This window comes from Leclercia sp. GLN_9, from assembly GCF_043105735.1.
In the GTDB taxonomy this organism is placed as follows: domain Bacteria; phylum Pseudomonadota; class Gammaproteobacteria; order Enterobacterales; family Enterobacteriaceae; genus Enterobacter; species Enterobacter adecarboxylatus.
The window spans coordinates 14,805-26,365 of the sequence record NZ_JBICLV010000006.1 but is presented as its reverse complement, the minus strand read 5'-3'; the positions used below and the strand labels follow the sequence as shown (position 1 = coordinate 26,365).

Below are 11,561 nucleotides of genomic sequence, written 5' to 3'. Positions count from 1 at the left end.
GTTACCGTTTTGCGTTTAATGCGGTGTTCGTTTCAACCGCCGGATCAACCAAATCCCATGATGCGGGCGCTGACGCCATGCCACCGACGAAATGGTGTGCATGGTGTTCAGATGCCCGAGGGTGCGCTGCAGATGTTGTTCCAGCGTGCTCATAGGACCGTAGGTCATGGTTTCGGGGGCTTCCAGGATATTCTCATCGCCACTTTCGCCCGGTGAATCATACTCCAGACGCTGCTGGCAGCGTTGCAGGGCAATTTCACACGATTGCAGATAACGCTGCGCCAGGTCCGGCGTCAGCATCGTATGCTCCCGTGCCAGGGTCGTCATCGCGTTGATATGCTCGACGATAAACTGACTGTGGGTCACCCACAGCTTCATATCCGCCAGATACGCCGAGTTGAAGCCCGGCTCCTGCATCGCCTGGTTGAGGGAGTTGAATAGCGCATTGTGCGCCTGGTTGACCTTCATGCGCTGCCAGGCCAGCGGCGTCGGCTGCGGATCGTCGCTGAGGATCAGGCGGATGGCTTCCTGATCGGCCTCCAGTGCATCGTGGGCATTCTGGCGCAGCAGCCCGCTCTGCCACTGTGGCCACAGCCAGACCATTCCACCGAAAGCAATCAGGCAGCCAATCAGGGTATCGGCCAGCCGGGCGATAATAAATTGCTCGCCGTTCAGAGTCAGCAGTTGCAGGGTATATACCGCTGTGACCGTAAAGCCCACCGTCGCCCAGCCGTAGCTCTTGCGAATGATCAGGTAGCTCACCAGAGTCACTATCAGCATTCCGGCAAGGGTATAACCTTCCGGGACGTGTAAGTGCAGGGTCACGCCCGCGATGATCAGGCCCACCATGGTGCCGGCCGCCCGGTGAAGAATACGTACCCGCGTCGCGCTGTAGCCGTTTTGCGTCACCAGCAGCACGGTCATTAGGATCCAGTAAGGTTTCGGCAGGTGCAGCGCCATGCCCATCAGGCTGGCGATACTCAGCATCACGCTGATGCGCGCCGCATTACGCAGGGCGGCAGACTTCAGCGACAGATAGCTTTTGAGGGCCGGGAACAACGGCAGGCGTTTCTGCTTGTCAGCCATCAGATCGCGCGGATAGAGCGGGCGTTGCGTGCGGAGCACGCGGGCAATACGGCTGAAGTGCCAGGCGCAGAACTGGCCCACCGGGTTATCCGGGTGCTGACGGGCGATTTTCTCCAGCGCGCCAAGCTGCTTGTCCATGGTGAACCGGGTGGGATAACGATGATAAAGAATATCGTCAGCCAACACCCGCAGGCGTGCCGCAACGGTCTGCGCGTTCCAGCGTATCACCGCTTCGGCGTGGCTGCGCTCTACCAGCTTCTGCACCTCCTTCGGGTGATGCAGGCTGACCGAGATATGCTCTTGCAGATCCAGCCCCACCTGGAAGGTGCGCAGCAGGCGTTTGTATTCGTGATTTCTGTTGGCCGCCAGCATATGCAGCTGCTGGTAACAGAGGCTGATCAGATCGACCACCTTCTGCTGGCGGGCCAGCAGCGGCGGTAACGATTTTTCAGGGTCGGTATGCTGCGTCAGCAGGGTGTATTTTGCTTCGCAATAATCGGCCAGCTGCTGATAGAGGACGCTCAAGGATTCACGCAGCGGTTGTTCGCGCCACATCCAGAACCAGAACCAGTTAAACAGCCCGTACCAGAGGGTGCCCAGCGTATAGAGCAGTAGCGGCTCCCAGACCGGCATGTTCCCCGCCAGGCTCAGGGTAAAGATGGCCGCAATCAGCGAGGCGGGCAGCAGTCGGGCATGCAGGGCACTGATCTCTGCCGTGACCCCTAACGTCATCGCCAGCACGGTCAGAATGAGGGGCAGCGGAATATCGCGCGCCAGCAACAGCTGTACGGCCAGGCTACAGCCGGCAAACAGGCAGCCACCAATAGTCAGGCGTTTAAAAAAGCGTTTATGCGGTGTGTCCAGGCCAGCAATGTTGCAGCAGGCAGGAACGAGGGAGAAAAGCAGGCCGTGTTGCAGATCGCCGAGGATCAAACCCACAGCCACAGGAAGACACAACACCAGCGTTTGCCGCAGTGCGTAGTTAACTTCCGGGTGATAAATGAGCCTGCGCCACATGGGTGATAGAGACAAAAACGGCGTGTCATCATGCGATGCCACGCCGTTTTAGCGGAATTAACGTGTTCCGTAAACCACGATGGTTTTACCGTGGGCAGAAATCAGGTTTTGATCTTCCAGCATTTTCAGAATACGGCCTACTGTCTCACGAGAACATCCGACGATCTGACCAATCTCCTGACGGGTAATTTTAATTTGCATACCGTCCGGGTGGGTCATGGCGTCTGGCTGTTTCGCCAGGTTCAGCAGGGTCTGAGCAATGCGGCCTGTTACGTCGAGGAAGGCGAGGTTACCCACTTTCTCGGACGTGACCTGCAGACGGCGAGCCATCTGCGAAGAGAGGCGCATCAGGATATCCGGGTTAACCTGAATGAGCTGGCGGAACTTTTTATAGGAGATCTCAGCCACTTCACACGCGGTTTTTGCACGGACCCAGGCGCTACGCTCCTGTCCTTCTTCAAACAGGCCCAGTTCGCCGATGAAATCTCCCTGATTCAGGTAAGAGAGGATCATCTCTTTGCCTTCTTCATCTTTGATCAGCACTGCCACCGAGCCTTTGACGATGTAATACAACGTTTCCGCTTTTTCACCCTGGTGAATCAGCGTGCTCTTCGATGGGTACTTATGAATATGGCAATGAGACAAGAACCATTCGAGAGTCGGGTCTGTTTGCGGTTTGCCAAGCACCATGCGCTGTTATCCTCTGTTATAAGCTGGCTCCAGAGTCTGGTTATGTACCTGTACTCTGGGGTTGCAATCGAATTCTTCCCCTTGCCTGGGGTCTGGCCTGCACAATAATTAGCAGCCTGTAATGTGTGATGTCCTCTGCATACATGTGCAACGTCAATGTATTACTGTAGCATCTCGACTGTTTTAGCATAGCTTTCGCCGCCTGTCTCCTGGTGTCTCGCTTCAGCTTGATGCAGGTCGACTTCCGTTGTCAGAATTGTTACTGACGCGTAATCTGTCAGGAAAAATGCAATCCTGGAGTTAATTAAAATGCAAGCACGTGTGAAATGGGTCGAAGGGTTAACGTTCCTTGGTGAGTCGGCTTCCGGGCACCAGATTTTAATGGATGGCAACTCCGGTGACAAAGCGCCAAGCCCGATGGAAGTTGTCCTGATGGCGGCAGGCGGATGCAGCGCGATCGACGTGGTGTCGATCCTGCAAAAAGGACGTCACGATGTGACCGACTGTGAAGTTAAGCTAACCTCAGAGCGTCGTGAAGAGGCGCCGCGCCTGTTCACCCATATCAATCTTCATTTCGTGGTCACCGGCAAACAACTGAAAGACGCTGCGGTATCCCGCGCGGTAGATCTCTCTGCGGAGAAGTACTGCTCCGTAGCGCTGATGCTGGAGAAAGCGGTCAACATTACCCACTCGTATGAAGTGATCGAGGCGTAAGCCCCGGATAAAACGCCGGGCGGCACGTCGTTTGCCCGGCCAGTAGGTTTCTGTAGGCCCGTTAGCGTAGCGCCACCGGGCGACACAGCCTCAGTCGATCTTCTTCCCTTCCATCAACCGCTGCACCAGCGGCATCATGATTAACTCCATCGCCAGCCCCATCTTCCCGCCCGGAACCACCAGCGTATTGATGTGTGAGATAAACGAACCCTGTAGCATCGCCAGTAGCCAGGGGTAATCGATATTGTCCAGATTGCGGAAATGGATCACCACGAAGCTCTCGTCCAGCGAAGGGATGCCTTTAGCGGCAAAGGGGTTCGAGGTGTCCACGGTCGGGACGCGCTGGAAGTTAATATGGGTGCGGGAAAACTGTGGCGTCAGGAAGTTAATGTAGTCCTCCATAGAGCGCACCACGGAGTCCATCACCGCCTCGCGGGAATGACCGCGTTCGCTGGTATCCCGCGTCAGCTTCTGGATCCACTCCAGGTTAACAATAGGCACGACCCCCACCAGCAGATCAACATGGCGCGCCACATCGTGATCCGGCGTGACTACCCCGCCATGCAGGCCTTCGTAAAAGAGGACGTCGGTCGGTTCCGGCAGCGGCTGCCAGGGGGTAAAGGTGCCTGGCACCTGGTTCCAGGGCACCGCTTCGTCATAGGTGTGCAGGTATTTGCGCGACTGGCCGGTGCCGCTCCGCCCGTATTCGGCGAAGGTTTGTTCCAGCAGGCCAAAGTCGTTCGCTTCAGGGCCAAAGTAGCTGATGTGTTTACCGAGATCGCGCGCCTTGCGGATGGCCATGTCCATCTCAGGACGAGTGAAGCGGTGAAAGCTGTCGCCTTCCACTTCTGCGGCACGCAGATGCAGCTGGGAGAAGATCTTACGAAAGGCGAGGCTGGTGGTGGTAGTACCCGCACCACTCGACCCTGTAACGGCAATAACCGGATGTCTGGCAGACATAGCAACTCCCTGAATGGAAAGAGGTCGCGGTTAACCGCGAAATTGATTGCGAGGCATGATGTTGACGGTTTCGTGCAGCTCTGACCATACCACCAGGACCTCACCGCTTTGCAGCTGGCGCCTGATATCGGCCACCTTCTGCTCAAGCGAACGTTCCTGTTCACCATAATCGGTGCCTTCGCGTAACACAAAGCTTTCAATCAGATTATCCAGCGTTTCGGGAGCCAGATCTTGCCAGGGAATAATCATCTTATCGGTTCCAGGTATGTGGTCAGCCAGTCCGGGATACGCGTTTCAAGCCACATCTTCGGACGACGTAGCGTGCCGCCGACAAAGCCCACGTGCCCGCCATGTTCGGTCAACTGATACTGCACGTTCGCGGGCAAAAACTCCTGCGCGGGTATCGAGTGATGATCCATAAAAGGATCGTCTTTAGCATGAATAATCAGCACCGGTTTGGTGATCTTACTCAGCAACGGCATGGCGCTGCACTGACGATAGTAGTCAATAGCATCGGCAAAACCGTGAATTTTGGCGGTGATCAGATCGTCAAACTCGCGCAGGCGACGCACTTTCTTCAGCTGTCGCAGACTGACCGGCAGCGTATCCGGGTAAGCTTTTAGTTTGCGTGCGGCATTGGCTTTGAGCAAGTTCAGCAGATAGCGCTGATAAACGCGCGAAAAGCCCTTATCCATATGATAGCTGCAGTGCTCCAGCATAAAGGGGGCGGAGACAATGGCGGCGGCATCCAGTGGAACCGTGTCACCCTCTTTTGCCAGCAGGCAGGCGAGCATGTTTCCTCCCAGCGAATAGCCCACTGCCGCCGTCGGGGCCGGGCCGTAGGTCTCTGCCAGCCAGCGCAGGAACCAGGTGCCATCTTCCGTTTCGCCGGAGTGGTAGATGCGTTTCTGGCGATTGGGTTCACCGCTGCACCCTCTGAAGTGCATCACTACGCCCAGCCAGCCACGCGCTTTCGCCGCCTGAATCAGGCCGTGAGCGTAGGGGCTGTGCAGACTGCCCTCCAGACCATGAAAGACCACCAGCCGGGGTTTGTGCTGTGCCTGCAGCGGATCTTCACTCCAGGCTAAATCAACAAAATCATCATCCGGCAGGTCAAGGCGCTGCCAGACGGGGGTAAAAAGCACTTTACGGCGGATAAGGCGCGGCAGCATGGTCTGCAGGTGTCGATTCGACACGCCCCGCATGGGGACAAAAGCCGTGCTCTCGTCGGGCGTAAAGTTAAATTCGGATGGAATTGTCTGCGTCATAACGATGTGATGTTAACTCTTTTCAATTGTTCACTATACCTTCCGAATCGGCTCCTGTTTATAAAAAGAGACGCGGGCCTGAGATTCATCCCCCTCGCGACACCCCTTTTTCCTGCCCATAGTCTGTTGTTTAACAGCAGGTAATGATCCTGATCACAATTTATCACCTTCATTATTACTCTCAGGCTAACGATTCTGTTCCAGGCTTAATTGATGGCTTTATCACCAGAGAGCACACTTAACTCAGCGTTAAGCAAATCTAAAGATGTGCTGAATCAGGAGGTTAACAATGTTATCAGGGCAAACGCCAGCCCGGAGCTGGAATACGCGTCGCACTGAAAAAGCGCGCCGCCTGGCTTCCGTCCCGGTGCAGGGCAAGGTACTGCCAACAGGCGACCTTGTCGCCATGCTGGAAAAACTGATCGCCCCAGGCGACAAAGTAGTACTGGAAGGGAATAACCAAAAACAGGCAGATTTTCTTTCACGAATGCTCGCCGAAGTGAACCCGCAAATCGTTCACGACCTGCATATGATTATGCCGAGCGTTGGTCGTAGCGAGCACCTGGATATTTTTGAGAAGGGCATTGCCCGCAAACTCGACTTCTCTTTCTCCGGTACTCAAAGCCTGCGTATTTCGCAGCTGCTGGAAGACGGGCAACTGGAGATTGGTGCCATCCACACCTACATCGAGCTCTACTCCCGCCTGTATGTTGATCTGTCGCCAAACGTGGCGCTGATTGCCGGTTTTAAAGCGGACCGTAAAGGGAACCTTTATACCGGTGCCAGTACCGAGGATACCCCGGCGCTGGTCGAAGCCGCTGCCTTCCACGACGGCATCGTCATCGCGCAGGTGAACGAGCTGGTGGACGACGAGTGCGATCTGCCGCGCGTGGATATTCCCGGCTCCTGGATTGATTTCGTGGTAGTGGCTGACAAGCCGTTCTTTATCGAACCGCTGTTCACCCGTGACCCGCGTCTGATTAAGCAGGAACATATCCTGATGGCGATGATGGCCATCAAAGGCATCTATGCAGAACACCAGGTCCAGTCGTTGAACCACGGTATCGGCTTCAACACCGCCGCTATTGAACTCCTGCTGCCTACCTACGGTGAACAGCTCGGCCTGAAAGGCAAAATCTGTAAACACTGGACCCTGAACCCGCATCCAACGCTGATCCCGGCTATCGAAAGCGGCTGGGTGGAGAGCGTGCACTGCTTCGGCGGTGAGCTGGGTATGGAAGAGTACATTCGTGCCCGCCCTGACATCTTCTTTACCGGTGCCGACGGCTCCATGCGCTCTAACCGCGCCTTCTGCCAGCTGGCAGGCCAGTACGCGGTGGATATGTTCATTGGTTCAACGCTCCAGGTTGATGGCTATGCCAATTCCTCAACCGTCACCCGCGGTCGTCTTTCCGGCTTCGGCGGCGCGCCAAACATGGGGCATGACCCGCATGGTCGTCGCCATGCCACCCCGGCCTGGCTGAACATGATCACTGAACCCGATCCTATGCAGCGCGGTAAAAAGCTGGTGGTGCAGATGGTCGAAACCTTCCAGGCAGGTGTGAAACCGACCTTCGTGGAAAAACTCGACGCCGTTGACGTGGCAAAAGCCTCCGGCATGCCGCTGGCACCCGTGATGATCTATGGCGATGACGTTACCCACGTGCTGACAGAAGAGGGGATTGCTTACCTCTACCGCGCAAAAGATCTTGAGGAGCGTCGTGCCATGGTCGCGGCCGTCGCGGGTATTACCGATATCGGTCTGGGTGTGGACGCTAAACGTGTCGCGGAGCTGCGCCAGAGCGGCAAAGTGGTTTACCCGGAAGATATGGGGATCCGCCGCACTGACGCCACCCGCTCTCTGCTGGCGGCGGGCAGCGTGTCTGACTTGGTGGAATGGTCGGGCGGTCTGTACAACCCACCTGCGAAATTCAGGAGCTGGTAATGAAACTTCTCCCCCGGATCCAGGTTGAAGGCGGTGCCGAATGGCTGGCGCGAACCGCCACGCAGTGTCTGATTGACGAAGCGCGACTAAGCCCGAAACCCGGTCTGGTGGACAGCCGGGGGAACGGCGCGCATTACGATTTATCCCTCGCTCTGATGGAGCGTTCGGCGCACAGCCTGACCCCCACGTTTCAGGCGCTGGCGCTGCAAAGCTGGCAGCGTCCGGCCGATATCGCGCTACGGCAGACCGTGGGTCGGCTGGGGCGCGAAGGTGAGCAGCAGATGATGGCCGCTACCGGCGGGGTGAATACCCACCGTGGCGCTATCTGGGCGCTGGGATTATTAGTCAGCGCCGTGGCGATGCTCGGCGGCAAGGGGAAAGCCCGGGCGGTAGCTGATACCGCCGCGCAACTGGCGAAACTGCCGGATGATGCCGCCCCGAAAGTGTTCAGCAAAGGGCTGCGCGCCACGCACCGTTATCGGGTGCCAGGCGCGCGCGAAGAGGCGCAGCAGGCGTTTCCGCACATTATGCAGCGGGCACTGCCGCAGCTTCGCCTGAGCCGACTTAATGGCGGTACAGAAGCCCATGCCCGGCTCGATGCATTAATGGCGATCATGACCTCACTCACCGATACCTGCGTGCTCTCCCGCGCCGGTATGGCGGGGCTGGACGCCATGCAGAGCGGCGCCCGCGCGGTGTTAGCCGCTGGCGGCACCGCTCACCCTGAAGGGCAACGCATCTTAGCCGTATTAGACAAACAAATGCTCTTGCTCAATGCCTCACCGGGCGGTGCAGCCGACCTGCTGGCCGCCACGCTGTTCCTTGACCGCATTGAGACGCCTTATTTAGCGAATTAAGAGGATGTTATGGAAAAAATTACATTAACTCTGCCCGCCAGCCGTACCCTTAGCGGCAAAGCGCTGGCAGGCGTTGTTGGCTCCGGGGATATGGAGGTGTTATTCACCGCCGACCAGGGCCAGACGCTGGCGATTGATATCACCACCTCCGTCGATAACAGCCGTAGCCGTTGGGATGCGCTGTTTACCCGATTGCAGACCGTCAGCAGCCTGCCGGCGGGCAAACTGACCATCCACGACTTCGGCGCCACGCCGGGCGTGGCACGCATTCGTATTGAACAAGTCTTTGAGGGGGTGAGCCATGCGTGATGACAGCAGCTTTATCGAATTAAAAGCCCGTCAGCGTGCGCAGGCTCTGCTCGACGAGGGCAGCTATCGCGAACTGCTGGATCCTTTTGAAGGGATTATGTCTCCGTGGCTGGGGCCACAGGGAATTGTGCCGCAGGCCGATGACGGCATGGTGGTGGCAAAAGGCACCATCAACGGCAAACCCGCGGTAGTGGTCGCCATCGAAGGTGCGTTCCAGGGCGGCAGCATGGGCGAAGTTTCAGGTGCCAAAATGGCGGCGGCGCTGGAGCTGGCGGCGGAAGATAACCGCAACGGCATTCCAACCCAGGCGGTATTGAGCCTGGAAACCGGCGGCGTTCGTTTGCAGGAGGCGAACCTCGGCCTGGCGGCGATTGCCGATATTCACGCCGCGATTGTCGATCTGCGCCGTTATACCCCGGTCATCGGCATTGTCGCCGGTACCGTCGGCTGCTTCGGCGGGATGTCCATTGCGGCAGCGCTGTGCAGCTATCTTATCGTCACCCGTGAAGCGCGTCTGGGGCTGAACGGCCCGCAGGTTATCGAGCAGGAGGCGGGAATTGAAGAGTACGACTCCCGCGACCGTCCGTTTATCTGGAGCATGACCGGGGGCGAAATCCGCTATGAAAGCGGGCTGGTGGATGCGCTGGTGGGCGACGGTGTGAACGCGGTAAAAGCGGCGATGAACGACGCGATTGCGAAAGGCGTGCCGGCAAAACACCGCACCGATAATTACGACTGGTATCTCGAACGCCTGACCCACTTCGATACCCGCAAACAGGCGGATACCGAACAGATTCACGCGCTCTTTGCCCGGGAGGTGAAATGATGAGTACTTCAATTAGCCGTGGTGCGCTGTGGCTGGAAACCCTTGCCCCGAATGCCAGCCGTCTGGAAGGGCTTTGCCCGTCGGTTCAGGCGGCGGACGGCGAGCTGAATGGTGAAGCGGTGCGCTTTGTCGCCGTAGTACCTGATGCGAACAACCACTATCCGCGTGCGGCACGAGGCGAAGTCGGTCTGCTGGAAGGCTGGACGCTGGCCAAAGTGGTGAGTGAAACCGTCGCGGCCGATGCTGACAAAACGGTTAAACGCCCGATTGTGGCGGTGATCGACGTGCCGAGTCAGGCTTATGGCCGTCGTGAAGAGGGGTTTGGTATTCACCAGGCGCTGGCCGGTGCCGCTGCAGCCTATGCTAACGCGCGTCTGGCAGGCCATCCGGTGATTGGCCTTATCGTCGGTAAAGCGATGTCCGGGGCGTTTCTGGCCCACGGCTATCAGGCCAACCGACTGATCGCCTTTAACGACCAGGGCGTGTTAATCCACGCGATGGGGAAAGAGTCTGCCGCGCGCATCACGCTTCGTACTGTCGATGCGCTGGAAAAGCTGGCGGCAACGATCCCGCCCATGGCGTATGACATCAGTAACTACGCGACACTGGGGCTGCTGGAAAACCTGCTGGATATAAGCAACCCGGACGCCCCTTCATCCCTCGATCTGGCGCTGGTGAAAACCACCCTGCAACAGGCCATTGATGACGCTCGCCGGGATCCGACGCTGAAGAGCCGTCTGGGTGCCGACAACCGTCATAGCTCTGCTCTGGTACGCGAACGTATGCGCGCCAGCTGGTAATACCGAAAAAATAAAAGACCTGCCAGATGCATGCCCGTGGGCGCACCCGTTGCGCCCACGCGGGAACCTGCATCCTGAAAATAATAACCATCGCGTCAGTGCTTAAACTTCTTTTTTACAGGTGATTTATGACTTATGTGATTGTTCATGCCCTTGCCCCCATTTTTGTCATCATGCTGCTCGGCTTCTGGGCCGGTAAAGCGAAAATGGTGGATAACAAAAATGTGTCTCTGCTTAATATCTTTGTGATGGATTTTGCGCTGCCCGCCGCGCTGTTCAGCGCCACGGTGCAAACGCCCTGGACAGGTATCATTGCCCAGTCGCCGCTGATCCTGGTCCTGACTCTGGCGATGTGGATCACCTACGCGGCAATCTACTTCCTCGCCACCAAAGTCTTTAAAAAATCCCCACAGGACGCCGCCGTGCTGACCCTGACCGTGGCGCTGCCAAACTATGCCGCGCTGGGCCTGCCGATTCTGGGCAGCGTGTTGGGCGAAAGCCCGGCGACCTCGCTCTCGGTGGCGGTCTCCATTGCCTGTGGTTCCGTACTGATGACGCCGTTCTGTCTGCTGATTCTGGAGCGTGAAAAAGCGCGCGCCGAAGGGAATAACTCCGGCTCAACGCTCTCTATGCTGCCGGTACTGATGTGGCGCTCGATTAAAAAACCTATCGTGATGGGCCCGCTGCTGGGTGTGATTTTGTCAGCGATTGGTATCAAAATGCCGGATCTGGTTCTCGCGGCGATTAAACCGCTGGGGCTGTCCGCCACTGCGGCGGCGTTGTTCCTGACCGGGGTGATTCTGTCGGCACGTAAGCTGCAGATCAACACCATGGTGATCACCTCTACCATTGCCAAGCTGCTGATCCAGCCTGCGATTGCCTGGGGTATCGTTTTAATCTTCGGTCTGCACGGTTCCGTGGCCATCACCGCGATCCTGATGATTGCCCTGTCTGCCGGTTTCTTTGGCGTCGTGTTTGGTAACCGCTTTGGCGTACAGTCCCCGGATGCAGAAGCCGTGCTGCTGTTAAGCTCCGTCCTGTGTATCCTGTCGCTGCCGCTGTTTATCTCGCTGACTTCAGGAATGTAAT

12 protein-coding genes are annotated in these 11,561 nt (G+C 57.4%); 7 read left to right on the top strand and 5 right to left on the bottom strand.

From position 1 onward, the window contains the following. Nucleotides 1-15: 15 nt before the first annotated feature. Together ACF8PE_RS03910 and crp are read right to left on the bottom strand one after the other, a co-directional pair. Nucleotides 16-2,103, bottom strand: coding sequence for a YccS/YhfK family putative transporter (locus ACF8PE_RS03910; RefSeq protein WP_059307059.1), 2,088 nt, complete (start codon nt 2,101-2,103; stop codon nt 16-18). A gap of 57 nt (nt 2,104-2,160) precedes the next feature. Next, on the bottom strand, nt 2,161-2,793 hold the full coding sequence (crp, locus tag ACF8PE_RS03905; RefSeq protein ID WP_000242758.1) for a cAMP-activated global transcriptional regulator CRP: 633 nt from the start codon (nt 2,791-2,793) through the stop codon (nt 2,161-2,163). A 309-nt stretch (nt 2,794-3,102) separates the two neighbouring features. On the opposite strand from crp, the gene ACF8PE_RS03900 reads away from it, so the two are divergent. Next, nucleotides 3,103-3,507 (top strand): OsmC family protein, encoded by a 405-nt coding sequence (locus ACF8PE_RS03900; protein ID WP_032614768.1) that lies wholly within the window; start codon nt 3,103-3,105, stop codon nt 3,505-3,507. Nucleotides 3,508-3,597: 90 nt separating this feature from the next. On the opposite strand, the gene ACF8PE_RS03895 is transcribed toward ACF8PE_RS03900, so the two are convergent. The 3 genes from ACF8PE_RS03895 to ACF8PE_RS03885 are packed head-to-tail and all read right to left on the bottom strand — an operon-like array spanning nt 3,598 to nt 5,735. Then, the gene (locus tag ACF8PE_RS03895; protein ID WP_032614766.1) at nt 3,598-4,467 is read right to left on the bottom strand and encodes a phosphoribulokinase; all 870 of its coding nucleotides are present in this window, start codon (nt 4,465-4,467) and stop codon (nt 3,598-3,600) included. A gap of 30 nt (nt 4,468-4,497) precedes the next feature. Beyond that, nucleotides 4,498-4,716, bottom strand: a complete 219-nt coding sequence (locus ACF8PE_RS03890; RefSeq protein ID WP_032614764.1) for a YheU family protein — start codon at nt 4,714-4,716, stop codon at nt 4,498-4,500. Further along, entirely contained in the window at nt 4,713-5,735 is a 1,023-nt protein-coding gene (locus ACF8PE_RS03885) for a hydrolase (protein WP_155167461.1), read from the bottom strand. Before ACF8PE_RS03885 ends, ACF8PE_RS03890 begins: the two co-directional genes overlap by 4 nt. Nucleotides 5,736-6,024: 289 nt before the next feature. Between ACF8PE_RS03885 and mdcA the strand changes: the two genes are divergently transcribed. The 6 genes from mdcA (at nt 6,025) to ACF8PE_RS03855 (ending at nt 11,560) form a co-directional block, all read left to right on the top strand. Beyond that, nucleotides 6,025-7,680 (top strand): malonate decarboxylase subunit alpha, encoded by a 1,656-nt coding sequence (gene mdcA / locus ACF8PE_RS03880; protein WP_032614760.1) that lies wholly within the window; start codon nt 6,025-6,027, stop codon nt 7,678-7,680. Further along, the gene (locus tag ACF8PE_RS03875; RefSeq protein ID WP_200142924.1) at nt 7,680-8,537 is read left to right on the top strand and encodes a triphosphoribosyl-dephospho-CoA synthase; all 858 of its coding nucleotides are present in this window, start codon (nt 7,680-7,682) and stop codon (nt 8,535-8,537) included. Before mdcA ends, ACF8PE_RS03875 begins: the two co-directional genes overlap by 1 nt. A gap of 9 nt (nt 8,538-8,546) precedes the next feature. Next, entirely contained in the window at nt 8,547-8,846 is a 300-nt protein-coding gene (gene mdcC / locus ACF8PE_RS03870) for a malonate decarboxylase acyl carrier protein (RefSeq protein WP_032614758.1), read from the top strand. Then, nucleotides 8,839-9,672, top strand: a complete 834-nt coding sequence (locus ACF8PE_RS03865; protein ID WP_059307064.1) for a biotin-independent malonate decarboxylase subunit beta — start codon at nt 8,839-8,841, stop codon at nt 9,670-9,672. Before mdcC ends, ACF8PE_RS03865 begins: the two co-directional genes overlap by 8 nt. Continuing rightward, nucleotides 9,672-10,472 carry a biotin-independent malonate decarboxylase subunit gamma gene (gene mdcE / locus ACF8PE_RS03860; RefSeq protein ID WP_103793242.1) on the top strand — a complete coding sequence of 267 codons (801 nt, stop codon included), beginning with the start codon at nt 9,672-9,674 and terminating at the stop codon, nt 10,470-10,472. Before ACF8PE_RS03865 ends, mdcE begins: the two co-directional genes overlap by 1 nt. 128 nt (nt 10,473-10,600) lie before the next feature. Further along, nucleotides 10,601-11,560: an AEC family transporter gene (locus ACF8PE_RS03855; protein WP_032614752.1), complete on the top strand. Its 960-nt coding sequence runs from the start codon at nt 10,601-10,603 to the stop codon at nt 11,558-11,560. Nucleotide 11,561 lies beyond the last annotated feature (1 nt).

What these genes read in the sequence shown, in the direction of transcription:
- ACF8PE_RS03910 (WP_059307059.1), bottom strand. Translation starts at nt 2,103, where the DNA reads ATGTGGCGCAGGCTCATTTATCACCCGGAAGTTAACTACGCACTGCGG.
- ACF8PE_RS03865 (WP_059307064.1), top strand. Translation starts at nt 8,839, where the DNA reads ATGCGTGATGACAGCAGCTTTATCGAATTAAAAGCCCGTCAGCGTGCG.
- mdcA (WP_032614760.1), top strand. Translation starts at nt 6,025, where the DNA reads ATGTTATCAGGGCAAACGCCAGCCCGGAGCTGGAATACGCGTCGCACT.
- ACF8PE_RS03890 (WP_032614764.1), bottom strand. Translation starts at nt 4,716, where the DNA reads ATGATTATTCCCTGGCAAGATCTGGCTCCCGAAACGCTGGATAATCTG.
- mdcE (WP_103793242.1), top strand. Translation starts at nt 9,672, where the DNA reads ATGAGTACTTCAATTAGCCGTGGTGCGCTGTGGCTGGAAACCCTTGCC.
- ACF8PE_RS03855 (WP_032614752.1), top strand. Translation starts at nt 10,601, where the DNA reads ATGACTTATGTGATTGTTCATGCCCTTGCCCCCATTTTTGTCATCATG.
- crp (WP_000242758.1), bottom strand. Translation starts at nt 2,793, where the DNA reads ATGGTGCTTGGCAAACCGCAAACAGACCCGACTCTCGAATGGTTCTTG.
- ACF8PE_RS03895 (WP_032614766.1), bottom strand. Translation starts at nt 4,467, where the DNA reads ATGTCTGCCAGACATCCGGTTATTGCCGTTACAGGGTCGAGTGGTGCG.
- ACF8PE_RS03875 (WP_200142924.1), top strand. Translation starts at nt 7,680, where the DNA reads ATGAAACTTCTCCCCCGGATCCAGGTTGAAGGCGGTGCCGAATGGCTG.
- ACF8PE_RS03885 (WP_155167461.1), bottom strand. Translation starts at nt 5,735, where the DNA reads ATGACGCAGACAATTCCATCCGAATTTAACTTTACGCCCGACGAGAGC.
- mdcC (WP_032614758.1), top strand. Translation starts at nt 8,547, where the DNA reads ATGGAAAAAATTACATTAACTCTGCCCGCCAGCCGTACCCTTAGCGGC.
- ACF8PE_RS03900 (WP_032614768.1), top strand. Translation starts at nt 3,103, where the DNA reads ATGCAAGCACGTGTGAAATGGGTCGAAGGGTTAACGTTCCTTGGTGAG.